Here is a 26,853-nt window from a genome sequence, read left to right on the forward strand (position 1 = left end):
AAGTAGGTTGGCTGTTAGAACTCAATCTGTACGAGTGCCCACACAGATGATTGCTTTATATTGTTAAAGAACGTTTTGAGTCGCTTTGGCGTCTCAAGGGATGCGAATGATACACCCTTTATTTTTCGAGTCAACACTTTGTTTTAAAATTTCTTTCGACAATTTAAAACCGAAGTTTTATTTAACTCTCTGAGTAGTTCGTGCCTCGCTATGCTTCAGCGTTTCCCGTCTCAGTGGGGTCGCATTATAGGGAGATCCGAAAACAGATCAACCCTTTTTTTAGATCTTTTTACTGTTCGAACAAAAATAGAACAAAACCACGTAAAACCATATGAAAACCCGTCTAAGATGATGCTTTTTTATGCTCTTATTTATTATTTAATACAAATATCATTGCTATGTTTGATTTAGGCGTTAAGATAGCAAGTTCACAATGTTAAATTAATGTTTATTTCCTGTTTGTTGGTAGATCTAAAATGAAATTACCCGATCAAAAATCTTTTATCTTCTCTGTTATTCTTGCTGTAGTTGGTTTTGTTGTTGTTGAGTTTGCTTTAGGCGGCTTAGCTTTAAACCCTGCATTACTATTTGGTGCTGGTTTATTAATAGGTGCGATTGCTATTGCTGCAATATCATCTGATGTGACTGAAGAAGCTGAAGTTAAAACAAAAACGCTTTATGTTGGTAACCTTCCTTATCGTGCAAACGAAGGTGTGGTTCGTGCATTATTTGAAGAACAAGGCAAAGTATTCAATGTTCGTTTATTAAAGGATAAGAATACTGGCAAACGTCGTGGCTTTGGTTTTGTTGAAATGGCGCAAGCTGATGCAGACAATGCAATTGCTAACTTGAACGATAGCGAGTTCCAACAACGTACTTTAAAGGTACGTGAAGCAAAACAAAAACAAGAAGATGATTCTAATGCTCTACGTACTGAGACGGATCAGTCAGTGTAACTAGCTTTACCGCTAGCTTATTGCTAAACACATCAGCCGTTGCATAATATTGCAGCGGCTTTTTTATGTCTGTTTGTTTATCCACACATAAGTTAAGTTGGTTAAGTAGGAAGTTGACTCTATTTGCTATCGCTACACCTGAATCAAGTAATTTTACATTCCCTTCAAAGTACTGACTAATCGGCCCTGCTAATATCGGAAAGTGCGTACACCCTAGTACAAGTACATCTATAGTTTTATCTATATGTAGTTCATCAAGTACTTGATACAACTTATTTGTATCTAAAGAGCCTGTAAAAAAGCATTCCTCAGCTAACGTTACTAATTCAACACTGCTATATAGATTAACGATTACATTACGTGCATGTTCAGCAATTAATGTTTTTGTGTATGAACTGGCGACCGTTGCCGGTGTGGCTAACAAGCCAATATGATTTGAGCATGTTAATTCTGCCGCAGGCTTTATTGCTGGCACAACACCTACAATAGGAATATCCGTAATTTGGCGAACAGCGCTGAGTGCAGATGTAGAAGCTGTATTACACGCTATTACAATTAAATCGACGTTAAGCGTGTTGGCTTTGATGAAATAAATAAGTGAACATAATCGGTTAATTATAGTTTGTTGGGATTGAGCACCATAAGGTAGTAATGCATTATCCATAAAATAGCTGTACTGAGCATTGGGGATACTTTGCTTGATATGTTCAAGTACAGTAGTTCCACCAATACCTGAATCAAAGACCATTATATGCGCTGACAAACTACCGTTCCTACTTTACTTTAAGATCGGCAGTTTGCCATGAGGTTTTTATAAAAGAAAGTAGTTTAACTTTGCGTGGTTTCTAAATCAGTAAGCCTGTCGGCTGCTGAATTTAACTGATTAAGGTTTTCGAACATAGACTTTGTATAATCTACTAACTTATCTATTTGTTCCTGATCTTGATTTAACCATTGGAGAATGCCAGCTAGCTGATTTTGTAATCCAAGCTCACCCGCTTTTTCAAAAGCATTTTTAAGGTCGTCATTAAAAGGGGCTAAACCCTCTGCTACTTGTTTTTCTGGTGCTGGTTTATATTCTTCATAGCTTTTAACTGTTGCTATTGTTTTTGTTTGGCGTAAATCCATAGAAAAAGCCACCAGCTGATCGCTGTCTAAACTCAGCTCTTGCGCTTGTTCAAATGCTTCATCTAAATCACCACCAAAAAAGGTTTTACTTAAATCTTGTAAGTCTTCCATCATCGCATTAATAGCTTCTTGCTCTTGCTCGTTTAAGTCACCATTTACCGACATCGAAAATGATACCTGTCGAGATTGCGATGATGGGCTTGCAAACGACTCACTATTACTATTTTGCTGATAGCCACTTGCCGATTGAGATTCAAATGCATCAGCAAAGCTAATACTTACCTCATCGCCTTCTGCGGTTGTAAATTTATATTCTGCATTACTCGTCATACTGACGTATTGGGCCTGGCTTATATTTACGCTGGCAGGTTGTGGGTTAAATAACGACTCTTCAAACTTATCCAGCCCATTGTAAATTCCCTCTTTGGACTTATTAATGCCCTCTTCCATGTCATCATTAAATACGCCAGTACCTTTGAGTTCATCAACAGCGTCATCAATCCCTATTTGGACTCCTTTGCGCGCATCGCCTAGCATATCTTTGAGCTTTTCGTCATCAGCGCCGTTAGCTTTTGCTTTATTTACAGCACTACTTACAAAATCGAGCACGTTTTTTACTATTTCATCAAAATCAAATAGTGGTTTATCTGCTTTTTTTTCTGCTATAGGTAATCCAAGCTGCTCAGCCATTTTATCGCCAAGCACCTTTGCGGCCAACTCTCGGCCTCGTTGTTGATAGCTATCTTGAGGAGACGTAATTGTAGGTTGCTGTATATCAGCTTTATTATTGAATTTATTGATGTTGTTGTTTGGCGTAAAGCCATAATTACCTATTTTCATTATTCGTCTCCTAAGCGTGCGTAGTTTATTATCGGCTATAACAACAAAAACTAAAGTACAATGTTCAATAAAACAGCATAAATGCTAGCCAAAACTAGACAAATACGCAGCGCTCCCTACAATAGCGCCGATAAACAGATCTTAGATAAGGTAGTAGCGTTAATGGCAGTTATTAAAATAGATACCACACAGTACCAAGCGCAGTTAAGTGAAAAAGAGCAGCGCATTAGTACGCAGTTTCAACGTTTTGGTGTGGAGCAACTAGAAGTATTTAGCTCAGAGCCAACTAACTACCGCCAACGTGCTGAATTTAGAGTATGGCACGACGGTGACGATCTGTTTCACATTATGTTTGATCAACAAACAAAAGAAAAAATCCGTGTTGATACATTTGACCCAGCAGCGCCTCTAGTAGGTGAAATAATGCAGGTGATGATTGAAAATCTTAAGCCTTGTGAAATATTACGCCGTAAGTTATTTCAAATCGATTACCTATCAACGCTAAGCGGTGAAATTTTAGTAAGCTTGCTTTATCACAAACCACTGGATGATGAATGGTTAAGTGAAATTAAAGCACTGAAAGAAAAGCTTAGCAGTAAATACAAAATTGACTTTATAGGTCGTGCTCGCAGACAAAAAGAAGTACTAGGTGATGACTTTGTAACTGAACGTTTAACAGTTAATGGGCAAGAACTTATTTATCAACAAGTAGAAAATAGCTTTACTCAGCCTAATGCAAAAGTAAATATTAATATGCTGGAGTGGGCACAAGATTTATGTAAACCACTTAAAAATGATTTACTAGAACTGTATTGTGGTAACGGTAACTTTTCAATTGCATTAGCGGGCTGTTTTAATAAAGTATTAGCGACGGAAATATCAAAATCATCTGTTCATTCTGCTCAATACAATATTGCTAAAAATAACGTAGAGAACCTAGATATTATTCGTATGTCTAGTGAAGAGTTTACCCAAGCAATGAATGGCGAGCGTACTTTCTCTCGTTTAGAGGGTATTGACCTTAAAAGCTATGACTGCCAAACCATATTAGTTGATCCACCGCGCGCGGGCATGGATGAATTAACGTGTGACTTAGTAGCTAACTACGAAAGCATAATTTATATATCGTGTAATCCTGAAACCCTTGAACGTGACCTTGATCACCTAACACGTACGCACAACGTTAAGCGCTTTGCTATATTTGATCAGTTCCCATATACACATCACATTGAGTCGGGTGTTTTCTTACAGCGCAAATAACCAGCCAAAATTAAAGTGCCAGTACTTTTATAAGTGCTGGTATTTGCTCTTCACTAAATACTTGAATACCATTTTTTATTAATAATGCTGTAGTTAAACCTAGCCCTTCGATTTTTACTCCGTGATGCTTTCCATCATATATTGTATTTCGTCCGCAAGAAGGGCTCGATTCTTTAAGTAGAGCAAAACGAACTTGATTCTTTTTACAGAGTTCTAGCGCTATATTAGCTCCAGTTTGAAACTGTTCTGTTACATCTTCTCCTAAATTAGTAACTACACTCCCCTGTATTATTTCAGCAGGAGCTCTAGGAGTAGGAAGCCCACCAGCGACCTCAGGACAAAACACAATTAATCTATTTTGTTTTTGCCACAAATTAAGCTGTGGATGCAAAATTGCGTGTCCTCTGCCATCGTAGCGAACAGGCTGCCCTAGCAAACAACTCGATACTAATATTTTTTCCATCGCTATATCCTTATAAAGCAAAAAAGCTCCTTAAGGAGCTTTTTTTGTTTTAGCTAAACTTACTTGTTAGCTAAGTAATTTATTAATTTGCTAATGTCTTCAGGTTTAGTAATACCCGACTCACGACCTAGGTTTAATTTGTACTTACCATTTACAATAAAGGTAGGTACGCCACGTAGTGCGCCTTTTTCTTTAAAGTAGTCTTGATCGCGTTTCATTTTAGAGCTTAGCGTACGTACCGAGAAGCTTTTAAACAGCTTATTAAACTTATCACCATCAACGCCCTGCGCTACAAATATATCTTTTACATCTGCAAGCTCATTAAATTTAGCGCGCTTTGTATGGATATGATTAAAGATTGCAGAAATAATCTGATCTTTTTGTGGAAGCACTTCTGCAGTAGCGAGTGCTTGGCTCATCATCTGTTGGTTTTCTGGGTCACGTACACCTACAAAATCAACATGGCTCTTTTTAAATTTAACGTTTTTATCAAGCTTAGGCTTAAACTCACCAATTAGTGCTTCCATGTTATTACATGCAGGGCAGTAAAATGAGAAGAACTCTTTAACCTCAGGCTTTTTAGTTGCACGCTCAGAAACTACGTCGTAATGCACGCCTTCTTCATACGTTGCTGCAAAGCTTGTTGCTGCCATAGGAAGTAATATTGCAAGCAAACCTGCTTTAACTAATTTAATCATTATTATACTCCGAAATTTATAGTGCTAATAAAAACGCTACTAACTCATCAAGTTCTTTTTGATTTTTGATGGTGTTGAGGTTTATTTTATATTTATCGTTAACAATAAAAGTAGGTACACCTGTAAGTGCGCCTAATTTTGAATATTTATTCTGTTTGTTTTGCATTGCTTGCTCAGCTGAAATAACAGGCATGCTTGCAATCTCTTGATCAAATGTTGCGCTATCAATACCATTTACTTCAAGTAATTTTTTAACGTCTTTCATTTCAGTTAATGGTGCACGTTGAACATGGATACTTTTAAAAATTTGATCGCTAATACTTTGCGCCTGACCATGCTGCTTAGCAATTAAGTAGGCAAAGCTTAAATTACTTTGTGCTTGTGGTGACACGCCACCTAAAAAGTTAACGTGGTTTTTAATAAACTCAGCGCCTTCTGGCAAGCCTTTTTCAATTGCTTTTGCTACTGGTTCAAACTTAAAGCAATGTGGACAGTAAAATGAGAAAAACTCGGTTACTTGCGGTGACTTGCTTTTGTCTACATCTATAACAGTGTATTGATTATCAACTTCAAACTGTGCAGCAAGTGCTGCAAATGGTAAACATAAAAGTAATAAACTCAGTTTTAATTTTTTAAGCATTTGTATCTCGTTGTACTTGTCTTTAAATAAAATATTACGGCAATAACTTTAACGGTGCTTCTTGCAATGCTGCAAGTTGCTCTTTCAGTGCTAAAATTTGTTGCTCCCAGTATTTGTCCTCAGCAAACCATGTAAAGTTCCGCACAAAAGCAGGATCACTCCATCGTTTAGCTACCCATCCCATATAATGAATAATACGCATTGCTCGCAGCGGTTCAATTAATTTGAGTTGAGAGTGATCAAAATCACAAAACTCTTCATACGCATTTACAAGGGTGTCTAACTGTAACAGTTGCGTCGCTCTATCGCCACTGAGCATCATCCATAAATCTTGGATTGCAGGACCTTGGCGGCTGTCATCTAAATCAACAAACATTAGCGCATCACCTGCCCATAAAATATTACCAACGTGGCAGTCACCATGTAAGCGAATACTTTGCACATCTTTATACTGTTTTTGCGCCTGCTCTATCACTAAATCTAAAATAGTATAAAAGGCAGTATTTATTCCCATGGGCACTAAGTTACTTTTTTGAAGATGAACTTTGGCTGTATGCAAATACTCCTCGCAGGTTACTGTTGGCCTGTAAGTAAAAGGTTTTGTTTTAGCTACTTGGTGCATACGGCCAATCAATCGCCCCATTACATCAAGCTGATCTAAATTATCAACCTCAAATAAACGCCCGCCTACACTTGGAAACAACACAAACAAATACCCTTCGTGTTCAAACAAGCTTTGCCCATTATATAAAATAGGGGCAACAACGGGTACTTCTGCATCCGCTAGTTCAAATGCAAAGTCATGCTCTTCTTGAATTTGCTCTTTACTCCATCGCTCTGGGCGATAAAACTTCACTACGTAACGCAGGCCATCATCCGCTTTAAATTGGTACACTCTGTTTTCATAGCTATTGAGCGCCAATAAACCAGATTCGGCGTACACACCTACGCTTTCTATTGCATCGAGTATTAGGTCTGGTGTTAAGTCAATAAAACTAAATTTACTCATACTCTTCTTATATAAAATAAAAGCGGGTTATATACCCGCTTTTGTTAATTGCTATATCAACTTACCTAATTAAGGTAAGTTGCGATTATCGCGCTTTAAAAAAGTTACTCGACTGCGATATTGTCTCATCCGGCTCATCTACCGGTGAAAGCACAAAGTTAAACTCAGTCATCGGCGCCTTCAAATCATAAGGGTCCATTACAAGTGACAATGGCACGTTATGAGATTCCCCTGCCTGCACAGTAAATGACTGCTTACCAATATACTTAAAGTTATCTAACCCTTGTACTTTAATATTAAAGGTTTGCTCGTACTGCGCTTTATTAATTACCTTTAATGTATAGGTGTTCTCTACTAAACCATCAAAATCGACACGATATAATTGGTTTCGGTCACGAATAATATCAAAGTCCATTGTTTTACGCAGTGCTATATTAGCGACAAGCGCTCCCGTAAGCACAACAAGTATGACCGTGTAACCAATAATTTTAGCTCGCAGTGGATTCGTTTTATTTTCTGGGGTTTCGAGATTTCGCTCAGTCGTATATGAAATAAGCCCACGCGGATATTCCATTTTATCCATTACGCCATCACACGCATCAATACATGCACCACAGTTGATACACTCAGCTTGTAGCCCATTTCTAATATCAATACCTGTTGGGCACACTTGAACGCACAAGTTACAGTCTATACAGTCGCCTAACTCTAAATCTTTATGGTCTACTTTACGTGAACGAGGACCACGGCTTTCACCTCGGCTTTCGTCGTACGTTACTGTGTATGTGTCTTTATCAAACATAGCTGATTGAAAACGAGAGTAAGGGCAAATGTGTAAACACATAATTTCTCGCATCCAACCGGCATTACCATAGGTACACGCAGCAAAGAAAATAATGCTGACTAGTGCATAACCGCCTATATCAAACGTTACAAAGTCAGGGAGTAACTCCCTTATTGGCGTAAAATAACCCACAAAAGAAATTGCGGTATACAACGAAAACAATACCCAACTAGTATGCTTTGCCGTCTTACGCCAAAACTTATCAAAATTCATGGGTCGTTGATCGAGTTTTTTACGTTGATTAGCCGTGCCTTCAAGCTTTTCTTCGAACCAAATAAAAATAAAAGTCCAAACAGTTTGCGGACATGTGTAGCCACACCACACCCGTCCATAGAAGGTGGTCACTAAAAACAACGCAAATGCTGCCAACATAAAGATAAACGCTAATATAGTAAAATCTTGAGGCCATAGCGTTAAACCAAAAATATTGTATTTTTGACCAATTAGATCAAACAGCACAGCTTGCTGGCCATTAAAATTAATCCAAGGTAGTAACATAAACGCAAGCAGGCCTAAGAAGCCAATGCGCTGTCTAAGTAATTGATGTAGGCCTTTTACAGCACGCACATAAATACGATTTCGGGGATTGAACCTATCATCTTGACGGCTTAAATCCGGTTTTTGGATTTTCACCTCTACAGGGATATTCTTTACTTTAATTTGCTTGTCCATCGAAGTTCCTCAACGCCGCTTGGAAATAAAAATCCAGCAATACTCAAGTACTCTATACTTAAAGTTAGCAAGTTACTTGCTAGGCATATTTACTTTAATAAATTGCCTTCTCGAATACTTTCAGATATTTCAGAAATATCTGACTGCTGTTAACCATTATAACAATGTTGGTTAAAATTACTGGCATAGATTGCTAATAATTTATTCATCCCAGTTACTTGCTTTTAAAATGCAGTTTATTACACTGCATGGTAATTCAACCCTACTTAGATCAAGGTTTACGTATCCATGAAAAAATTTATTATTTTGGTAGTTGTGATCCTTGCCTTTTTTACAATCGATCACCCACTTATAAAAGAACCTCGCGAAAGGTTACTAGGTGAAGGCATCGGCTTTTTAAGTGATGCAAGCAAGGTCAATAGAAGCCCAGCTGCAAATATGGCTAAAAATAGGATCAGCAGTCAACTTAAACTATCTGAATCTGAAGGTGAGTATGTAGAAAAAACGTTTACAACAGATGACTCTGTTCAGTTATTTCACCTACGCTATTGTCGTGAGCGTGACTTAAACCTTTATTTTTATGACGACCGTTTAAATACGGTATGTAAAATAGTGACTGAAGCATTAGAACAAAAGCGAGCAAAGTAGTGGATTTTTCAGGATTAAATAAAAAAGCAAGCGACTCATTTCATAAGCAGCGCAATATGCTCAAGCAATTAGCGCAAGGCAAAACATTAGAGTGTGAGAAGTGTAATGGGGTTTTAACACTTGATTTAGCCACCAGCGAGCCTGGTAAAGGCATAGTAAAGTGCAAACAAGGCTGTACGGATATTATATTAGAGCTAGGCACTTAGATTAAACTAAGCGCCTAGTATTAATAATTACTCTTCCCAACTCTCGTCGGTTATCAAGCCGCTATTAATTGCGACCACTTCAATTAGTTCAGCAAACCCTAATGCAAAGTCACCCATAGATTCATACTGATACTGACACAAAGCTTCTATTGTCATGTTATTTTGTTTGGCAATCTGAGCTATTGCTAGCTGGTCGAGTGCAAAAAAGCTTAGTGTGCTTAACGCACTTTCTAGTGCTTGTTTAAAATCAACGTCTAATTGCGGTGCATTTAACAAAGGTTCTGCATAAGCTTTCGTTGCAACTAAGAAGCCTTTACTCCACGACTTACAAAATTCAGCATCAAATGTGTCTGGTAATTTATATCCAGTTTCGAACACCTGCTCACTAATTTTGTGATAAAGCGCCATAAACAAAAAAAGCATTTCTTCATCTAAATCATTAGCTGTGTTTGGCAATATCTGCTCAAGCCACTCATGTACATCTAATGGGTTAGGCGAACAAATTACACCAAATAAATAGCCTTGGCTTTGTACAAGGGTCATTGCTTGAGATTGGGTATTTAAAAATGAGCTGAGCTGCTTTGCGTGCAACTCAGTAAATTGGGGTATTTGCATTAAAACTCTTTATATTAAAACATTAAAAGTTGAGCGGGTAGCGACCTTGGTTATCTGGTCGGCCTAAAAACTTAACCGCATCATGTACATCTTTAGGTAAGCTGGCATCTGGTTTTACATAACCTGCCACTCTAAAGTCAAAATTAGCTTTAAGTGTAGCATCTGCCTCAAGGCCAAGCGTATTATCTGGGTCAATTAATATAGCAACATCACCCGACTTACAGCTTAACTTACCAGCTAGAGGTCCAATATTAAACCATCCATTTAAACCTTGAACATCAATATTAGGGCTCGCTATTTCACCTTTTAGTGAATCACAATAAGGAGCGCCTGAGCTGTATTCATCAAGTTCTAAAATCACACGCCCTTTAGCAGTAACAGGCAGAGGAAGTTGCACACGTTGCATTGCACGCTCTACTGTTGAGCGCACTAGACCGTCAGTCACTATTACTTTTTTATTAAAAAAACCATAACTTACATCTGCGTAACCCGAAATATCACTGCGTTCTCGTGGATTACCAAATTTTATGTTCGCATTTAGTTTGCCTGTAAATAATTTCCAGCCTGCAATATCCCAGCGCACATTATTTAACTGTTCACCATCAAAACGAACTTGCATCATTTGACCATGCCAAACAGTGCCTACAGTTTGGCCTACTTCTAATTGCTTTGGAAAGTACGGTTTTGCTATATCTAGTGCAATATGTGCTGGTAATTTAATAATACAAAACACAATAAAACTAATTAAAAAGACAGCCGATAACGTTATTATTTTTTTCATTAATTAATTCTCTAATACTAAACGGCTTACGCGCACATAGCCTGATTTATCATCGCGACTTAAATCTAAATTTTCAATTTTTAAACCATGCTGATTTACTAGCTCATCTAGCCATTCTATTAACTGATTAAACTCTACTGAGTCAAGCGTCAAACGAAGTGAATCACTACTGGGCTGCATTTTACTAATATTGATTTTATAGCGTCCACGAGTAGAGTTTACCACTTGGCTTAAGTTTGTATTGCTAGCAACACTGGTGTTGCCTGCAGCCTTTAGCTTAACAATACTGTCATCAACCCAAGCTAATAGCTCTTGTTGTTTAATTTGAGATTGCTGTGCTTTTTCTATCGCGTTATTTAATGGCCTAAATATTCCCATTACTAAAACAAAAATAATAAACACGCCACCAGCGACCATTACCAATTGTTGTTCTTGCTCTTTAAGCGAACGCCACTGTTTCATTAACTGCTTTTTCATACTGCACCTCGCAGTTTAATTTCGCCTACGACATAATCACCGTCATTATTTAAAGACCCTTGCTCAACAGTTAAACCTTGCTTTTCAAGTATGATTTTTACTTTACCAAAAGTTTGGAAGTCTTTAGCCCGTGCACGAATTCGCAGCTCATTACGACGTTTGTCATAACGAAGTGTTTCAGGTGTAAATTCGCTGACTTGCGAAAATACATCAACCAAATTAGTCGTTAAGTCTAAAAAGCCGGATTCACTTGAGCCTTGTATTTTATCTAACGCGCCTTTAATTTGGCTTTTAATTAGATTAGGGCGAACTTTAGTTCCCGGAAATGCTTTTTGATATCTGTCGACTACTTGAGCTTTAGCTACTTCTACTTGTGTATTAAGTTGGTGTAACTCAATAGCTTTTATTGTAATTGTAGAAACCAATGCAACACTTGCTATAATTGCGGCGCCTTTCCAGTAACCCCACCACAAAGCGCTTTGTTTTTTAAGCTGATACATACCTTGGCGTAAGTTAAAATTAACGCTATCTAACTGTTTTGCAAATAATGCTAAAGGTAAGTCGTAATCGCTTGTTTGGGCTTGTAAGTTAACGCTTTCAGGAAACTGATTAGCAGGACTAAAATGTTTAATGTCGGGGTTACCCATAGCTGTTAAATAGCCATTCAACCAACTAGATTCAACCGCACTAATATGCCATTGCCCTTGCTTAAACAACCATTGGTTGTTGAGCTCAATAGCAGTTACGGCGCCATCATCTGCAAGCGGTAACAACAAAGCATCGGGTAATATTCTGTATACTGATAGATTATGCTCAGCAAATAATGCAAGCCATTGTTCAAACCATTCACGGTCTGTCATTGCTACACGAATTGCATGTTGCTCACCAAGCATTGTCGGTTGCGCTACTGCTATAAACAGTTCATCTACGTCACATGCTATATCTTCTTCAAGCATGTATGGCAATGCTTGCTCAAGCTTGCGATTCCATTTTGTTGGCAAAGCGACCGTTTTTAATTGCACTTGGTCACTGGGTAATAACACGACAACTTCTCGGGTAAGTGCTTTTTCGCTTAGCTCACTTAAATGCTCTGCATTTGGTAACTCGCCACTGGCTATTATTTCTTGTTCTTGTGGTGAGTAAATTAACCAGTTAAGTAATTCTTGTTCGGTTTGACCCGTGCGGATCAACAGTATTTCTGTCACTGTACGCCTCCAAATTTTCGCGCCAGTATCGTTACGTCGCCATCTTTAGCGTGCAGTAATGTGGTCATCGAAAAACGCAGGTCGACAAAGTTTGCCTGCGTTTGTAATTTAAAATATTCGCTTTTAATACTAAATAGACTTTTTATTGAGTCAGTATTAGTACCGCCTTGCTGCTTCACCTGTTCAAAAAATTCATCGATGGTGTCAAAGCCAGTTTGCGGTCTTGCGCCTAACACCGCTTCTGCGCCAGATAAGCTTAAGCTTTCTATCAAGGCACTGAGTATGAGCGCTTGCTCTGGCAATAATGTATTTACGTTAATTGATAAAAGCGTACTGCCTGGTATTACACATACATATGGCAATACTTTTTCCATCACTAATGGGTTAAAGCCCTTAACTAAACGCAGCTCCGATGTTGATGCAAATAAGCTATTGGCTGTCATATACGGAAAATCTCGTGATAAGTACTCGTCTTCTTCTGCACCTGAGCGATACGTAATACTGTTCTCATCAAGCCAATCAAATACGCTATCTGCCATTGTCTCTTCTGATTCATCAGCAGGTAAATCTTCAATGTTTTCAAGTAATGCAAAGAGCGCTTTGTGTGCAGGGTTTGTTTTACTTGCGCTATTTTCTTCTGGCGCTATGGCTAAAGCATTTAAATTTAAACATGCTTGTAAATCTGTAATTTTGCCACTTAACGTGCCGTTATCAACAGGGTATGAAGCATCTCCTTGAGTTGCCCACACTTGATCGAGTGTTGTTTTATCGGCATCATCTTTTTTACTTTGTATTAGCCCTTTAATAGCAAGCTCTTCTGCACCGTAGGCGTACCATTTAGCTTGTTGGTGACCTTGCAAGTTTGTACTTTTTTGCACTTGAACCATTAAATTAGCACTCATTTCTACTGCTAAAATAGCCGCTAACGCCACAATAAATAAAACAATAACAAGTGCTGCGCCGCGCGATGAATGCTGCTTAACCATTATTCACATCCGTAGTTTGTGTAGCAACAACTTTGCCTTGCCCAGGAACTAAAAATACACGACGAATTGGCTCTGCTTCTATTTGTTGCAACGTAACAGCAACCGCTTTAGGGAGGGCTTTAATTTCCCACTGTTCTTGCCATTCGTTTTTATCATCTAAAAACTCAAACTTAAGTTCTTCAACATTTCCTAACACACGTTGAACTCGCGGCTCCATATTATCAAGCTGATCAACATAAACCCGATAAACACGCTCAAGGTTATCGTCAATCACTCTATAACCAACAGCTTGTAGTTCTGAACGTGGCAATAAGTTAATTGGATTTATCCAGCCATCTCGTACAAACGCGATACCATCGTATTGGCTTTCTAAAACGTAACGACCAGCAAGTAAATATTGTTCTTGAACATCACCCGACTCATTGCGAACTGCGCGTTTGGTCATTTGGCTAAAATCTTGATCCATTAATCTAAATGTTGTTTGCAATCCATTTAGCTCAGCAATTTTTTCATCGGAGGCATCTTTTGCTCTTGTTGTCGTCTCTAATATTTGATGAGTAGCAATAATAACAAAAGCTAAAATACCCAGTGCAACCATAACTTCAAGTAATGTAAACCCGCGCTGCTTCACTTACTTTTTGCCTTTATTTAAATACGTTGATAACTCATATGCTGAATGCTCATATTTTTCATCCGTAAAAACATTTATGGTTAGTTTTACAAAGCTTTTGTCAGCAGTGGCTGTAACTTCTTGCTGCCAAAACCATTCAACACCGCCCATTACTTCGCTGCCTTTAAGGTTATTTTTACCTTGCCATTGTTCGCCTTTAGTTCGCTGTTCAATAATAACGTTTTCGGCGACCCAAGATGCATAGGTTTGCTCTTCAATAGTCGTTAAGTGGTGTATATGCTCGCTTGTTGCTTGCATTGCAGCTATACCCGCCATGGCACAAATACTTAATGCCACTAACACCTCTAATAAGGTAAACCCTTTAGTGCGCTTCATTATTCTGGCTCTCGGCGAAAGTTAATGGGTGCTGTAAATTCACCTTCAATGTAATACACAGGCTCACTTTGATCTTTTAACTCTAATATAAGCTGAAACGCACTTACCTCACCTGATGACAAAATAAGTACTTGTGGGATTTTCAGCTTTTTGAGCTCAAGTAAACTGTCTTCATCGCCACCACTCATAAGCTCGCGCCAGTTAGATTGCTCTAAGAGGTTATCTTGCGCCCACGCTAAATCTTCTAAGTTAAGAGTGAGCTTTAATCTTTCGTCTAATTCTATTGGTTTAAAAAGATCTTCACGGTCAAAAGTAATCCACTTTTCACCATCGAAAACTAAATACTCTAATGTATTTTCTTCTACTAATAAGCCCAATTCAACTTGGTTTAAAATAGCAAATTCCGATGCCATATTAATGGTGGTATGCAGCCTTAGTGCTTGAGTATCTAACTCCTCCTCAGCAACGCCTTCTAAGCTATATACAACCATTTTGGTGGCAAAAGCGATGATCACTAATACCACTAAAATTTCTATTAAACTAAAGCCTCTGCTTTTTGCATGGCGCTGCTTAAGGCTTGCTTTCATAGCAAGCCTCTAGCATTAACATGTTCATACAGAACGGTGTACTTAGGCATTATTGTTTTTCTTCGTCCCAGTTACCGATATCGTCATCAGTACCTGCTTCACCGTCTGGGCCCATAGAAAAAATATCAAACTTGCCAATTTCACCTGGGCTAATTAACTGATAAGTATTACCCCAAGGATCTTCTGGTAATTCATTAATAAAGCCACCATCAGGGAAACGTTTTGGAACCGGTTCAATGCTTGTTTGGGTAACTAGCGCTTCAAGACCTTGCTCTGTGCTTGGGTAGCTCTTATTTTTAAGCTTGTATAAGCTCATTGCATCTTCTAATTGCTGGATATCTAGATGTGCTTTATCAATAGCAGCCTCTTCTTGCTGACCCATAATGTTAGGTGCAACAATTGACATAATCATCCCGATGATAACCAGTACCACCATCACTTCTAGTAAAGAAAAACCTGATTGTTTATTCACGTAATTACCTCATTATTCTAAAAACATTTAAGTAAAAATGGTTTAGGTAAAACCATTAATATATTTAAAAATTTATTCTAACTTAAAGTCCAACAGCTTTATTCATCGCCATTATTGGCTGCAATATTGCCATTACTATAAATAATACAATAACNCCGCCATTGAGGCGATCATCGCAGGCTCTAGTAGTTTAAGCGATACATTAACCATGCTCTCAAATTCGCGATCTTGGTTATTTGCAGCACGCTCTAACATTTGCTCTAGTTCACCTGATTTTTCACCACTTGCTATCATATGCAGCATCATTGGTGGAAACAACTTAGTTTGCTGAAGTGCAGCTCTTAAGCTTGCACCCTCACTCACTCTGTCGGATGCATCTGCAACCGCTTTTTTAATTTTTTCGTTAATTAATACGCCGCCCGAGATACGCATTCCTTCAAGTAATGGTACTGAGCTTGACGATAAAATACTTAAAGTACGCGCAAAACGTGCGGTATTAATACCACGAGCCACTTTACCTATACCTGGCATATGTAGCACTCGGTCATCCCACCAAAAACGTATTTTTGGCTGTTTAAGTGCATGCTTAATACCAATAGCGATTGCTGTGATGGCTATTAAACTAATAAACCAGTAATTTTGCACAAAATGGCTACCCNCCCGCCATAACCCATTCGGTTGTCCAAGGGAGTACTTGTTTCGTTTTTTCAAACGTTTTTAATATTTTTGGTACCACCGTACCCAGTAATACCGACACAATACCAATTGCAAATACCACTAAAATAATAGGGTAAACCATAGCCTGAGTTATTTGGCTACGCATATGTTGGCGCTGCTCGGTATAGTCGGCTAAACGATTAAGTACTTGATCAAGGTGGCCCGACTTTTCGCCTGCGGCTACCATTGCACGATATAAGTCGTCAAAAACATGAGGAAACTCACTAAGACCATCGGCAAGGGTGTAACCTTCAACTACTTTTGAACGTACCGACATAAGCATACGCTTTAAACGCGGCTTTTCACATTGTTCAGCAACAGCCATAACAGCGCCTTCAACAGGGAGTGCCGATTGTATCAATGTTGCTAATTGGCGGGTTATAAGCGCTAAGTCTGAGGTTGAAATTGTTGGTTTAAAAAAGCCACCGAATAAAGGGGCTTTTTCACCTTTGACTTGTTTGTCACTTTGCGCCGCAGGGATAACTTCAAGCGGCGTTAACTTTTGGTCACGCAAAGTTTGGCGAATTTGTTTAGCTGTATCGGCCTCTAAAATGCCTTTTTTTTCTTTACCTCGGCCATCTAAGGCACGGTATTCAAACGCCGCCATAGTTAGCCTTCCTCACGGGTAACACGCAAGACTTCTTCAAGTGTTGTTTTACCTGCAAGTACACGGCTACACCCATCTTGGCGAATACTTGGGCTGCGCTTACGAATGTATTTTTCTACGCTTTGCTCGCCTTTACCGTTGTGAATCATTTCACGTATTGTTTCATCAACTACAAGTAACTCGTGAATACCGGTACGACCACGGTAACCATTAAAGTTACACTCTTCACACCCCACCGCTCGGTAGATTGTAGGTTGGCTTTCAAAAGGAGTACCTAACAACTGGCATTCATGCTCATCAGCCGTGTGACCTTCTTTACAGGTATTACATAACGTACGTACTAAACGCTGTGATAACACACCGAGTAACGACGATGAAAGTAAGAATGGTTCAACACCCATATCTTCCATACGTGTAATTGCACCCGATGCAGTATTAGTATGCAGAGTAGACATAACAAGGTGACCGGTAAGTGACGCTTGAACACCAATTTGCGCAGTTTCAAGGTCGCGTATTTCACCCACCATTACTACATCAGGATCTTGACGTAATATTGCACGTAAACCACGAGCAAATGTCATATCAACTTTTGCATTAACTTGAGTTTGGCCTATGCCTGGAATTTCGTACTCTATCGGATCTTCAACAGTAAGAATGTTACGATCGCGTGAGTTAATTTGACTCATACCAGCATATAGGGTGGTACTTTTACCAGAACCTGTTGGTCCTGTTACTAGAATAATTCCGTGAGGTTTACTAATTAAATCTGAAAACAATGCACGATTTTCTGCAGTCATACCTAAGTCTTCAAGGTTTAAACGCGCGTTATTTTTATCAAGTAAACGCAGCACCACACGCTCACCAAAGCTCGATGGCATTGTTGATACACGCACATCAACTGCACGTCCGGCAATACGTAAACTAATACGGCCATCTTGTGGGATACGTTTTTCGGCTATATCAAGCTTAGCCATTACTTTAATACGAGATACAAGTAACGACGCAAGTTTACGATTAGGCTTAAGTACTTCTTTAAGCACGCCATCTACCCTAAAGCGAATAACAAGCTCTTGCTCGAAGGTTTCGATATGAATATCAGAAGCCCCTTCTTTAATCGCTTCGCTAAGCATGGCATTAATAAGCTTGATGATTGGCGCGTCATCGTCACCAGCAAGTAAATCTTCAGTTTGTGGGAGCTCATCAGCAAGTGAAAACAAATCAACCTCGTTGCCAATATCTTCCATCATTTGTTGCGTTTCAGAGCTATCACGTTGGTATGACGCTTCAAGCAATAGCTCAAACTTATCATCAGCCAATTGCTCAAGTGTAAAACCATGCCCTGCGATACGACGTACTTCTAATAGTACTTCCACATCTAGCTCACCACGGTAGTAAACTATACGGTGATCTTTATTTTTGCCAAGTAACACACCTGCACGTTTTGCATACGAAAACGGCAAACGCTTTGCTGGTAACTCAACTAATACATCACTCGTTAATAGCTCATCCTGATTATGCGTTTGAGGATGAACCACATCTTGGTTTATCTCTTGAATCGCATTAGTCATCTTTACGCTCTTGTGCATTTTGTTTACGTAGAGACTCTTCATACGTAGGTGGAAGTACTAATTCGTCATTCCACTCAGGTAAAATAGGCGTATCAGTCATTGGCATTAACTCAATACCGTCTTCTTTTTGTTTAAACTGCTCACCACGAATAAAGTTATATTTATTAAAGCTTAACTTATTCATGCTCACACCATCACGAATAATGGTTGGTCGAATAAACACAATAAGATTACGCTTACGGCGTGTTGTGTTTGTTGATCTAAACAAATGACCTAAAATAGGAATATCGCCTAATAACGGCACCTTAGAAACACTTTCTTGTACGTCTTCGTCAATTAAGCCACCCAGTACAACCATACCGCCATCATCGGCCATAACCGTTGTTTTGATTGCACGTTTATTAACTGAAATATCAACAGCAGTTGCACCACTTACACTTGAAACCTCTTGTTCAATTGTGAGCTGTACTGCAGAGCCATCGTTAATCTGTGGCGTAACTATCAGTTTAATACCGACTTCTTGACGCTCAACCGTTTGGAATGGGTTAGCATTGTTACTACCCGTTTGTGAGCCTGTAATTATAGGTACTTCTTGACCCACTAAAATAGAAGCTTCTTCGTTATCCATTGTAGTAATAGAAGGGGTAGCCAATATATTTGAATTTGTATCAGTGGCAACAGCCTGAATAATTGCGCCCCAATCATTTTTAACAACGCCCAGCGCTAAACCATTAATGCCACTAAGTAAGGAGGCTAATGGACCATAATCACCTTCTGTTGTTTCCGTATATGGCGTTACAGTACCAGATTCTGTTCCTATTATATTTTTAGTAACAGTTACATCTTGTGCTTGCTCTGCAGCAACAGCTAACGAGCCCACGGGAACCGTAGTGCCGTTGTTAAACTGCAGCATACCGCCTTGCTCAGAAATCCATTGCAGCCCTAAGTTAACCCCGTCGCCTTCCATTACTTCAATAATAATGGCTTCAACTAATACTTGGGCACGGCGAATATCAAGGCGTTCAATTACAGATTCAAGTGATCGCATTGTGTCTGGCTGTGCGGTAATAATTAATGAGTTTGAGTCAGGGTGAGACTCTATACTGCTTTCATTATTGCTTCTGCTACGAGTTTTAGTAGTACCGCCTTGTGCATCTTCAACAAGGGACTTACTAACACCCTGCAATACTTTGACCAAATCTTCAGCTTTAGCATAATTTAAGTAAAACACCTTGGTGTTACCTTGGCTTTCTAGCTCACCATCTAAGCGCTTAATGAGCTCAATAGCACGTGTACGTGCTTGGCCTTCACCACTTACAATAACGCTATTAGTTCGGCCATCAGCCACAACTTTTGGAATTAAGAATTCAGGTACACTGCCTTTACCGCTGTCTTTATAAATATTATCTACCACAGAGACAACATCATCTGCCGTCGCATATTTAAGCTTAACGATGTCTACACGCTTGTCACCCGCCTGATCAACAGAGCGAATGATCTCAACTAAGCGATTAACCGATGCTGCATGACCCGTTAGCATCATAACGTTAGCCGCATTAAAGTTGGCAACGTGGCCACCATCTTTTTGATCGCTAAATTGACGAACCAAAGGGCCAAGCTCTTGTACACTTACATTTTTAACACGTACAACACGTGTAATCATCATGTCGCCGCTAGCTTCACTACCTTCGTCAATAAGTGGTACATTTGATTTTTTGGCGTCTGAACTTTTTTCTATCTTAATTATGCCATTGTCCATTTCAACAGCTGAGTAGCCATAAACTTCCAATACATTTAAGAAGAACTGATAATAAAGTGCTTCGTCCATTAACTCATAGCTGCGAACATTTACTTTGCCGCGCACGTTAGGGTCAATAATCACTGTTTTATTAAGGTTTTTACCAACAATATTAATAAACTCGTTGATATCAGTTCCTTTAAAGTTAGCAGCATATTCAACAGCAGAAACAGACAAAGAAATACTTGCCGCCAAAAAAAGTGCTGCGTACTTAGCTAACCCTTTTTTAATTTTTTTGAGGTGTAGCACCTGAACCATTATATTAAAACTCCAAAGCTAAATTATTGCAGACTAAATTGCACATCGATTTGTTCACCATCACGTTCTATAGTGATATTGGCATCTGTACTATTACGCAGCTCGTTGATAGCTGACATAGCCTGTTTTAAATCTGTTAATTGATAGCCATTTATAGAAATAGCCAAATCGTTATTTTTTAATCCCATTTGTTTAAATAGTTCAGGCTCTTTACCTGGACTTAAACGATATCCGATTAGTTCGCCATCATTCATGGCTTGTGAAACACGTATATAGTCAAATAATTTGCCTGGCTCTTCGAGCAGTTCTTCACGTGTTTCTATAATTGCTTCTTTAACGTCTGGATCTGCAGTAGCATCTATTTGTAGTTCACTTGGCTCTACTTTTTGCGGACCCATTTCAGCATCATCACGGGCAGCGAGTACTGGCATAGATACCGTTTTATTAAAATCGAGCCCATCAAGCATCAATGTCTCAAAACGCCCATTAACATTCAAAATAACGCGATCTGGTAATATTTGTGCTACTTCAGCACGCGTGCCTAATACAACTTCTTCAACAAGATAGCTTACTTGCTTACCTTGTGATTCAATAATTGCGATGCCTGCTTTATCATCGTTATTAACCGCTACAATACCGGTTAAATTTATACTTAGGCGTGTTTCTGGCGCGTTGTTTATAACCTGCGATTGCTTTGCAGTATTATTGTTGTTTGTTACAGTTTTTTTACCAAATAAGAATTGCTCAACAATATGCTTCGCAGAGTTATTACTCGCACCAGATGTCTGATTAGCATGATGGCTAGGGGTAAGCAGAGTTATCGGTGGTTTTGGCCATAAAAGCCAAACTAGTTTTGATAATAAAAATGCAAGATAAACAACAACTAAGAGTGTCACTAATGCACTTAACTTAGCATGCGGTAAACGAGTTAAAAATTGTTTTAGTTGTTGGATTTGCTGTTCCATAAATAGTGTTCTTATTTTAATTTACTGCGTTAGCGCGTACCCATAGTACCCTTTCATTTTTCTTTCAACAAGCACACTAATATTAAACTTTGTAAACAGATTAAATTAACTTTACATAACCGTATAAAAAGTAAACGGCTATTGTAATACCTTCATCCTACGATGATTTCATGATAAATTTTAAGCTATAAAACGTGGGGAAATGCCTTATGAGTAAAAAAAGTAACGCTAATACCAACCCAGACCATGCGGATGGGTTAAAAGTTCGATTAGATAAATGGTTGTGGGCTGCGCGATTTTATAAAACTCGTGCTATTGCACGTGAAATGGTACAAGGCGGCAAAGTGCATTATAATGGACAACGTACAAAAGCGAGTAAAATAGTAGAAGTTGGCGCAAACATAAAACTTGCACAAGGAGTAGATGAAAAGCTGATAACCATACTCTCAGTGCTTGAAAAACGCCAAAGCGCCCCCATTGCACAGACCATGTATCAAGAATCTGATGCCAGTATTGCTAAACGCGAAGAGAACAGCATCGCACGCAAAAATAACAGCTTTTTTGCCCCCCATCCGGATAAAAAACCGGATAAAAAGCAAAGACGCGAACTTTTAAAAATGAAATCAAGTTAGGTATAGCCGCTCATGCAACAAGATTTACTTCACCGTTATTTATTCAACGAACTAGATGTTCGTGGCGAACTCGTACAAATCGAGAGTGCTTATAATGAAATGATTGCCGACCATAATTACCCAGACCCTGTTAAAGCATTACTTGGTGAGTTACTCGTTGCAACCTGTTTACTTACTGCCACCTTAAAGTTTGAAGGTGAAATTGCTGTACAGCTTCAAGGTGATGGCCCAGTTAAATATGCTGTTATAAATGGTGATGACAAACAAAATATGCGTGGCATTGCACGCCTGCAAAGCGAAATTACGGGCACAACTGTAAAAGAGCTTATTGGCCAAGGCTATATGGTAATCACTATTACCCCTGAAAAAGGTGAGCGCTACCAGGGTATAGTGCCGCTAGAGCATGATACTCTTAGTGAATGTATCGAAAGTTACTTTGAGCAATCTGAGCAGCTAAAAACACGTCTTTGGTTTGCAACTGACACTACTGAAGGTAGCGCAAAAGCATGTGGTCTATTTTTACAAGTGCTTCCAGTTGATAAACAAAAATCAATTGAAGACTTTGCACACCTAGAAGCATTAAGTAACACGATTAAAAATGAAGAGTTGTTACACTTAGATGCGAACACTGTTCTTACACGTCTTTATCACGAAGATAATCCTCGCGTATTTGAACCTCAAGCTATTAAATTCAAATGTGGTTGTAGTCGTGATAAAACAATTACTGCACTTGTTAATATTGGACAAGAAGAACTACTCAAAGATGTAGCTGAGAAAGGGACTGTTAACATTAACTGTCATTACTGTTTAAAAGAGTATGTTTTTAACGAACAAGACATAAAAAGCATTTTCAACTAAATGTTCAGCTTCATTTATATATAGTAATTAAAGCCGCAAAATATGCGGTTTTATATTATAAAAAGATGATACCGGTGTCATGAATTTTGTTAATTTACTGACACCGGTATCATTGAAATTATTCATGTTTTTTAGCAAATATATGTGTTTTTAGAGGCTTTACGGGCTCGAATATCTCAAAACCTTCTGTTACTATAATTTCAGCTTAAGGGCACTGATAACCCCAGAGCTATCCCGTTCAAACTCTCACACATTATAGTTAGGTATAAACATGACTACAGGCGCTACACGTTTTGTCGATTTAACCGCAGCTGAACTTGTCGAGCATGCGATCCGCCGTGGCGAAGGTACTTTAGCCGCAAATGGTGCTTTTGTTGCAATTACAGGAAAACGAACTGGCCGTTCACCAAAAGATCGTTTTATTGTTCAAGAAGCGACAACTCAAGATGACATTCAATGGGGCAACGTTAACCGCCCATTTGATGCAGAAAAATTTGACGCATTATGGGCTCGCGTAGAAGCACATGTTCAAAGTAATGACCACTTCACCTCTCACCTAGAAGTTGGCGCTGACCCTGAGCATTATCTACCTGTAGTCGTAACTACAGAAACAGCGTGGCACCATATTTTTGCCAAAAACATGTTTATCGAACCACAAAACTATAACGCTTCAAACTTACCACAATGGCAAGTAATGAACGTTCCTTCGTTTGTATGCGAGCCGGAACGTGATGGCACAAATAGCGATGGCACCGTTATTATTAACTTTGCACAGCGTAAAGTATTACTAGCAGGTATGCGCTACGCCGGTGAAATGAAAAAATCGATGTTTTCTGTACAAAACTTCCTACTACCAGCAAAAGGTGTATTACCAATGCACTGTTCTGCTAACGTTGGTGAAGCAGGCGATACAGCATTATTCTTCGGTTTATCTGGTACGGGCAAAACAACTCTTTCAGCAGATCCTACTCGCTTTTTAATTGGTGATGACGAACACGGTTGGGCACCTGGAAGCGTGTTTAATATTGAAGGCGGTTGCTATGCTAAATGTATCGACCTGTCACAAAAGAACGAACCTGTAATTTGGAATGCAATTCGCTTTGGTACTATTTTAGAGAATGTAGTGCTAGATGAAAAAGGCGTTCCAGATTTTAACGATACTAGCCTTACTCAAAATAGCCGTGCAGCATATCCACTTGAACATGTTGAAAAACGTAAAATTGAAAATCGCGCAGGCGAACCAAAAGCTGTTGTATTTTTAACTTGTGATGTAAGCGGTGTATTACCACCGGTATCTGTTCTTAGCGAAGAAGCTGCTGCTTTTCACTTTTTAAGTGGATACACAGCTAAAGTTGGCTCAACTGAGATTGGCTCTACTAGCGATATTGAATCAACGTTTTCAACCTGCTTTGGTGCACCATTCTTCCCACGTCCTGCTGGTGTTTACGCTGAGCTTCTTATGAAGCGTGTACGCGAATTTGGCGCTAAAGTATACCTTGTGAATACAGGTTGGACTGGCGGTCCTTACGGCACAGGTAAGCGCTTTGATATTCCGACTACTCGCGCAGTAGTTGATGCAATCGTATCTGGTAAATTAGCCGGTGTTGAAACTCAGCACATTGATGTTTTAAACCTAGATGTACCGGTAGCAGTTCCAGGTGTAGATACTAACTTACTTAATCCTATAAATACGTGGGAAGATAAAGCTAAGTACAATGAATATGCAGCAAAACTTGCCGCTGACTTCACTGAAAACTTTGCTAAGTATGACGTATCAGACGATATAAAAAATGCAGGGCCAAAAGCTTAAATAAGCTTCAAGCTTGTATTTTGACGCCAGCCAAGGGCTGGCGTTTTACTTTCTAAATACCTAATTGAATAAGTGCGGCAAAATGCCGCACAACTCATATCAAAAACCATATAATATACCGCGTAATTAATCATTCCTTAATGCCCAATAAACCTGCATTACTCATTACGGCTATTTAATTAATGACACTAAAGCTTTCATGGCGAAAAACATTCAGGCGGTTACATTTATACTTAGGCCTATCAGTAGGTGTTTTACTTACTATTATCACTCTTTCTGGCTCTATATTAGTTTACTATCCGCAAATAGACTTACTGCTAAATCCAGCAAATGACGCTACTACAAACATAAAAACGCCTAATTGGGATCAAGCATATAATACGCTAAGAGCCAATTTCCCTTCAAAGCAAGGGCCATGGCGATTAGAAAACACAGGTATAAACTCAGTAATTCCCGCGCGATACTACAATCCAATAGAAACAAAAGAGCAAGGCTTTGCCCCCTTAATGGTATGGCTATCTAGCAGTAGTGATAAAGTAATACGTAAAAATTATTGGGGAAAATACTTAGTAACTTGGATGTACAACTTACATTTTTCATTACTAACAGGAGCAACGGGCACTCTCGTCGTTGGCTATATAGGCATAGCCTCAATAGTTCTTCTTATCTCTGGGTTCTTTGCTTGGTTTCCAAAGCCTGGGCAGTGGGTAAAGGCACTAAAATTTAAATCTCGTAGCTCTAAAATAGGTTTGCTATACGACTGGCATAAACTAATTGGTTTAACCTTCTGCATACCGCTACTAGCTTTAACTGTTACAGGTGTTATGCTCGCTATTCCAAAACAAACAGATCCTATATTAACCGCTCTAGTTAGCGATATAAACTCCCCACCAAAAACACAAATTCAACCGAGCAAACAAACCGATATTCCTTTATCACAAGCGGTATTAATAGCTGAAAAAGCATTACCGAATGCGCGTTTAGCTTGGATTGAAACACCATCAAACTTAAATGCTATTTACAGATTAAGATTTCAAACTGTAAACGATCCTTCGTATCGCTTTCCACATAGCTATATAGAGGTTAATGCACTTACAGGAAAGTTAGAGAGCGTGTTTAATATAGATAAGCAAAGTACGACTAGTAAAATAAAAAACTGGATGCACCCTCTACATGACGGCAGCATTGGCGGTAACATTTTAAAAGTCATTTGGGTGTTAAGTGGCTTCGGATCTGCTGCATTGTTCATTATCGGCGTATATAGGTGGTTAGTTAGAACCAAGAGAATACAAAATAAACTTTAGTTGAAAGAGTACATGAATTGCTTTTCAGTAAGTCTTGTCGATAGTTTTCTAATATAAAGTATATGGCCTTCGTTAATCTTAGGATTAAAAATTAATAACGCTCAGTACATATGAAATTAAAGCAGCCCCTAACCGCCTATCATGCTATAAAACAATTAATGAAGGGTAGTTTATACTGCAAGTTTAGATAGGCACTCCATGAACACTATTATTTAAAAACCACATGCCCATTAGATTTAAGTTCTATGCGTAAACCTCTGTATTAACCTCTATTTTTATTCTCTTCAGTAACCTACCTAAAGCGTATATAAAGGCTTAAAGGTCATGTTCAATACTTATCACAAGACCAGATAATTAACGCTTTTATATTAGGTCAGATGTTAAACCAATTGGTATTATTTACCCACAGTACAAATGCTACCACTCATTGTCGAGCGGAGGTTTTTTATGCTTTTGACGTCGGGAGTCGCTACGCTCGCCCGACCTACGTGATGGGTGTTGCTGTGGGTGTGTGTTAACTGCGCGTAGTTCACTTTTCTGCAGACGTAAAAAAGCCCGACTATTTCTAGTCGGGCTCTCTACAATTTGAAGCCTGGTAATGTCCTACTTTCACATAGCAAATGCTACACTATCGTTGGCCGGGTCTCGCCTTCGAGCTGTTTTGTTTCACTACTGAGTGCGGTTTGGGCTCTTGGCTATTTACTAAATCCCAGAAAGCAAAAAACCCGTCACATTGCTGTAACGGGTCTCTACAATTTGAAGCCTGGTAATGTCCTACTTTCACATAGCAAATGCTACACTATCATCGGCGCTGTTTCGTTTCACTACTGAGTTCGGCATGGA

General features: G+C 38.9%; 27 protein-coding genes and 1 pseudogene. 8 read left to right on the forward strand and 20 right to left on the reverse strand.

The window, feature by feature from the left end:
- Positions 1–476: 476 nt before the first annotated feature.
- The gene (locus L655_RS0118905) at positions 477–956 is read left to right on the forward strand and encodes an RNA-binding protein (RefSeq protein ID WP_024596401.1); all 480 of its coding nucleotides are present in this window, start codon (positions 477–479) and stop codon (positions 954–956) included.
- Here L655_RS0118905 and murI read toward each other — a convergent pair.
- Together murI and L655_RS0118915 are read right to left on the reverse strand one after the other, a co-directional pair.
- Entirely contained in the window at positions 919–1,719 is an 801-nt protein-coding gene (murI, locus tag L655_RS0118910) for a glutamate racemase (RefSeq protein ID WP_024605955.1), read from the reverse strand. The genes L655_RS0118905 and murI overlap by 38 nt on opposite strands.
- 65 nt (positions 1,720–1,784) lie before the next feature.
- Positions 1,785–2,924: a DUF5610 domain-containing protein gene (locus tag L655_RS0118915; protein WP_024605956.1), complete on the reverse strand. Its 1,140-nt coding sequence runs from the start codon at positions 2,922–2,924 to the stop codon at positions 1,785–1,787.
- A 162-nt stretch (positions 2,925–3,086) separates the two neighbouring features.
- Here L655_RS0118915 and trmA point away from each other — a divergent pair, with 162 nt between their 5' ends.
- The gene (gene trmA / locus L655_RS0118920) at positions 3,087–4,184 is read left to right on the forward strand and encodes a tRNA (uridine(54)-C5)-methyltransferase TrmA (protein WP_024605957.1); all 1,098 of its coding nucleotides are present in this window, start codon (positions 3,087–3,089) and stop codon (positions 4,182–4,184) included.
- Between the two features lie 10 nt (positions 4,185–4,194).
- Here trmA and L655_RS0118925 read toward each other — a convergent pair whose 3' ends face one another.
- From L655_RS0118925 to ccoG, 5 genes are all read right to left on the reverse strand, one after another.
- Positions 4,195–4,647: a DUF523 domain-containing protein gene (locus L655_RS0118925; RefSeq protein WP_002962057.1), complete on the reverse strand. Its 453-nt coding sequence runs from the start codon at positions 4,645–4,647 to the stop codon at positions 4,195–4,197.
- Between the two features lie 59 nt (positions 4,648–4,706).
- Positions 4,707–5,345 (reverse strand): thiol:disulfide interchange protein DsbA/DsbL, encoded by a 639-nt coding sequence (locus L655_RS0118930; RefSeq protein ID WP_024605958.1) that lies wholly within the window; start codon positions 5,343–5,345, stop codon positions 4,707–4,709.
- A gap of 16 nt (positions 5,346–5,361) precedes the next feature.
- The gene (locus L655_RS0118935; protein WP_002962054.1) at positions 5,362–5,985 is read right to left on the reverse strand and encodes a thiol:disulfide interchange protein DsbA/DsbL; all 624 of its coding nucleotides are present in this window, start codon (positions 5,983–5,985) and stop codon (positions 5,362–5,364) included.
- Between the two features lie 34 nt (positions 5,986–6,019).
- On the reverse strand, positions 6,020–6,994 hold the full coding sequence (locus L655_RS0118940) for a serine/threonine protein kinase (protein ID WP_024605959.1): 975 nt from the start codon (positions 6,992–6,994) through the stop codon (positions 6,020–6,022).
- Positions 6,995–7,079: 85 nt separating this feature from the next.
- Positions 7,080–8,510, reverse strand: a complete 1,431-nt coding sequence (ccoG, locus tag L655_RS0118945; RefSeq protein WP_024605960.1) for a cytochrome c oxidase accessory protein CcoG — start codon at positions 8,508–8,510, stop codon at positions 7,080–7,082.
- Positions 8,511–8,798: 288 nt separating this feature from the next.
- Here ccoG and L655_RS1000000128205 point away from each other — a divergent pair, with 288 nt between their 5' ends.
- Both L655_RS1000000128205 and L655_RS0118955 read left to right on the forward strand, forming a co-directional pair.
- Positions 8,799–9,158 carry a hypothetical protein gene (locus L655_RS1000000128205; RefSeq protein WP_002962051.1) on the forward strand — a complete coding sequence of 120 codons (360 nt, stop codon included), beginning with the start codon at positions 8,799–8,801 and terminating at the stop codon, positions 9,156–9,158.
- The gene (locus L655_RS0118955; RefSeq protein ID WP_024605961.1) at positions 9,158–9,364 is read left to right on the forward strand and encodes a hypothetical protein; all 207 of its coding nucleotides are present in this window, start codon (positions 9,158–9,160) and stop codon (positions 9,362–9,364) included. Before L655_RS1000000128205 ends, L655_RS0118955 begins: the two co-directional genes overlap by 1 nt.
- A 27-nt stretch (positions 9,365–9,391) precedes the next feature.
- Here the strand turns inward: L655_RS0118955 and L655_RS0118960 are convergent, their stop codons facing one another.
- The 13 genes and pseudogenes from L655_RS0118960 to gspC form a co-directional block, all read right to left on the reverse strand.
- Positions 9,392–9,979: a UPF0149 family protein gene (locus tag L655_RS0118960; RefSeq protein ID WP_024596395.1), complete on the reverse strand. Its 588-nt coding sequence runs from the start codon at positions 9,977–9,979 to the stop codon at positions 9,392–9,394.
- Between the two features lie 22 nt (positions 9,980–10,001).
- Positions 10,002–10,760 (reverse strand): type II secretion system protein N, encoded by a 759-nt coding sequence (locus L655_RS0118965; protein WP_024605962.1) that lies wholly within the window; start codon positions 10,758–10,760, stop codon positions 10,002–10,004.
- A gap of 3 nt (positions 10,761–10,763) precedes the next feature.
- Positions 10,764–11,237, reverse strand: a complete 474-nt coding sequence (locus L655_RS0118970) for a type II secretion system protein M (RefSeq protein WP_024596393.1) — start codon at positions 11,235–11,237, stop codon at positions 10,764–10,766.
- Positions 11,234–12,442, reverse strand: coding sequence for a type II secretion system protein GspL (gene gspL, locus L655_RS0118975; protein WP_024605963.1), 1,209 nt, complete (start codon positions 12,440–12,442; stop codon positions 11,234–11,236). Before gspL ends, L655_RS0118970 begins: the two co-directional genes overlap by 4 nt.
- A complete protein-coding gene (gene gspK / locus L655_RS0118980; protein ID WP_024605964.1) occupies positions 12,439–13,428 on the reverse strand; it encodes a type II secretion system minor pseudopilin GspK in 990 nt (329 codons plus the stop codon). The genes gspL and gspK overlap by 4 nt, the downstream gene beginning before the upstream one ends.
- Positions 13,421–14,059: a type II secretion system minor pseudopilin GspJ gene (gene gspJ, locus L655_RS0118985; RefSeq protein WP_024605965.1), complete on the reverse strand. Its 639-nt coding sequence runs from the start codon at positions 14,057–14,059 to the stop codon at positions 13,421–13,423. Before gspJ ends, gspK begins: the two co-directional genes overlap by 8 nt.
- Positions 14,060–14,434 (reverse strand): type II secretion system minor pseudopilin GspI, encoded by a 375-nt coding sequence (gene gspI / locus L655_RS0118990; protein WP_002962039.1) that lies wholly within the window; start codon positions 14,432–14,434, stop codon positions 14,060–14,062.
- The gene (locus L655_RS0118995) at positions 14,434–15,021 is read right to left on the reverse strand and encodes a prepilin-type N-terminal cleavage/methylation domain-containing protein (RefSeq protein ID WP_024605966.1); all 588 of its coding nucleotides are present in this window, start codon (positions 15,019–15,021) and stop codon (positions 14,434–14,436) included. Before L655_RS0118995 ends, gspI begins: the two co-directional genes overlap by 1 nt.
- Before the next feature lie 49 nt (positions 15,022–15,070).
- Entirely contained in the window at positions 15,071–15,493 is a 423-nt protein-coding gene (gene gspG / locus L655_RS0119000) for a type II secretion system major pseudopilin GspG (protein WP_002962036.1), read from the reverse strand.
- 82 nt (positions 15,494–15,575) lie between these two features.
- Positions 15,576–16,817, reverse strand: a pseudogene (gene gspF, locus L655_RS01000000125890) (type II secretion system inner membrane protein GspF).
- Between the two features lie 2 nt (positions 16,818–16,819).
- Positions 16,820–18,385 carry a type II secretion system ATPase GspE gene (gene gspE / locus L655_RS0119010; protein WP_024605967.1) on the reverse strand — a complete coding sequence of 522 codons (1,566 nt, stop codon included), beginning with the start codon at positions 18,383–18,385 and terminating at the stop codon, positions 16,820–16,822.
- Positions 18,378–20,441: a type II secretion system secretin GspD gene (gene gspD / locus L655_RS0119015; protein WP_002962030.1), complete on the reverse strand. Its 2,064-nt coding sequence runs from the start codon at positions 20,439–20,441 to the stop codon at positions 18,378–18,380. Before gspD ends, gspE begins: the two co-directional genes overlap by 8 nt.
- 23 nt (positions 20,442–20,464) lie before the next feature.
- Positions 20,465–21,406, reverse strand: a complete 942-nt coding sequence (gene gspC, locus L655_RS0119020; RefSeq protein ID WP_024605968.1) for a type II secretion system protein GspC — start codon at positions 21,404–21,406, stop codon at positions 20,465–20,467.
- 209 nt (positions 21,407–21,615) lie between these two features.
- Between gspC and hslR the strand changes: the two genes are divergently transcribed.
- The 4 genes from hslR (at position 21,616) to L655_RS0119045 (ending at position 26,010) form a co-directional block, all read left to right on the forward strand.
- Complete coding sequence (hslR, locus tag L655_RS0119025) at positions 21,616–22,038, forward strand: ribosome-associated heat shock protein Hsp15 (protein WP_024605969.1); 423 nt, start codon at positions 21,616–21,618, stop codon at positions 22,036–22,038.
- A 12-nt stretch (positions 22,039–22,050) separates the two neighbouring features.
- On the forward strand, positions 22,051–22,896 hold the full coding sequence (gene hslO, locus L655_RS0119030; protein ID WP_002962025.1) for an Hsp33 family molecular chaperone HslO: 846 nt from the start codon (positions 22,051–22,053) through the stop codon (positions 22,894–22,896).
- A 271-nt stretch (positions 22,897–23,167) separates the two neighbouring features.
- Positions 23,168–24,706, forward strand: a complete 1,539-nt coding sequence (locus L655_RS0119035; RefSeq protein WP_024605970.1) for a phosphoenolpyruvate carboxykinase — start codon at positions 23,168–23,170, stop codon at positions 24,704–24,706.
- A gap of 182 nt (positions 24,707–24,888) precedes the next feature.
- Positions 24,889–26,010: a PepSY-associated TM helix domain-containing protein gene (locus L655_RS0119045; protein WP_024605971.1), complete on the forward strand. Its 1,122-nt coding sequence runs from the start codon at positions 24,889–24,891 to the stop codon at positions 26,008–26,010.
- The last annotated feature ends 843 nt before the right edge of the window (positions 26,011–26,853 follow it).

It is taken from the genome of Pseudoalteromonas sp. TAE79 (assembly GCF_000498015.1).
GTDB lineage: Bacteria > Pseudomonadota > Gammaproteobacteria > Enterobacterales > Alteromonadaceae > Pseudoalteromonas.

Coding starts and splice junctions, on each gene's coding strand:
- L655_RS0118905 (WP_024596401.1), top strand. CDS start 477: ATGAAATTACCCGATCAAAAATCTTTTATCTTCTCTGTTATTCTTGCT.
- L655_RS0118915 (WP_024605956.1), bottom strand. CDS start 2,924: ATGAAAATAGGTAATTATGGCTTTACGCCAAACAACAACATCAATAAA.
- trmA (WP_024605957.1), top strand. CDS start 3,087: ATGGCAGTTATTAAAATAGATACCACACAGTACCAAGCGCAGTTAAGT.
- L655_RS0118925 (WP_002962057.1), bottom strand. CDS start 4,647: ATGGAAAAAATATTAGTATCGAGTTGTTTGCTAGGGCAGCCTGTTCGC.
- L655_RS0118930 (WP_024605958.1), bottom strand. CDS start 5,345: ATGATTAAATTAGTTAAAGCAGGTTTGCTTGCAATATTACTTCCTATG.
- L655_RS0118935 (WP_002962054.1), bottom strand. CDS start 5,985: ATGCTTAAAAAATTAAAACTGAGTTTATTACTTTTATGTTTACCATTT.
- L655_RS0118940 (WP_024605959.1), bottom strand. CDS start 6,994: ATGAGTAAATTTAGTTTTATTGACTTAACACCAGACCTAATACTCGAT.
- ccoG (WP_024605960.1), bottom strand. CDS start 8,510: ATGGACAAGCAAATTAAAGTAAAGAATATCCCTGTAGAGGTGAAAATC.
- L655_RS1000000128205 (WP_002962051.1), top strand. CDS start 8,799: ATGAAAAAATTTATTATTTTGGTAGTTGTGATCCTTGCCTTTTTTACA.
- L655_RS0118960 (WP_024596395.1), bottom strand. CDS start 9,979: ATGCAAATACCCCAATTTACTGAGTTGCACGCAAAGCAGCTCAGCTCA.
- L655_RS0118965 (WP_024605962.1), bottom strand. CDS start 10,760: ATGAAAAAAATAATAACGTTATCGGCTGTCTTTTTAATTAGTTTTATT.
- L655_RS0118970 (WP_024596393.1), bottom strand. CDS start 11,237: ATGAAAAAGCAGTTAATGAAACAGTGGCGTTCGCTTAAAGAGCAAGAA.
- gspK (WP_024605964.1), bottom strand. CDS start 13,428: ATGGTTAAGCAGCATTCATCGCGCGGCGCAGCACTTGTTATTGTTTTA.
- gspI (WP_002962039.1), bottom strand. CDS start 14,434: ATGAAGCGCACTAAAGGGTTTACCTTATTAGAGGTGTTAGTGGCATTA.
- L655_RS0118995 (WP_024605966.1), bottom strand. CDS start 15,021: ATGAAAGCAAGCCTTAAGCAGCGCCATGCAAAAAGCAGAGGCTTTAGT.
- gspE (WP_024605967.1), bottom strand. CDS start 18,385: ATGACTAATGCGATTCAAGAGATAAACCAAGATGTGGTTCATCCTCAA.
- gspD (WP_002962030.1), bottom strand. CDS start 20,441: ATGGTTCAGGTGCTACACCTCAAAAAAATTAAAAAAGGGTTAGCTAAG.
- gspC (WP_024605968.1), bottom strand. CDS start 21,406: ATGGAACAGCAAATCCAACAACTAAAACAATTTTTAACTCGTTTACCG.
- hslR (WP_024605969.1), top strand. CDS start 21,616: ATGAGTAAAAAAAGTAACGCTAATACCAACCCAGACCATGCGGATGGG.
- hslO (WP_002962025.1), top strand. CDS start 22,051: ATGCAACAAGATTTACTTCACCGTTATTTATTCAACGAACTAGATGTT.
- L655_RS0119035 (WP_024605970.1), top strand. CDS start 23,168: ATGACTACAGGCGCTACACGTTTTGTCGATTTAACCGCAGCTGAACTT.
- L655_RS0119045 (WP_024605971.1), top strand. CDS start 24,889: ATGACACTAAAGCTTTCATGGCGAAAAACATTCAGGCGGTTACATTTA.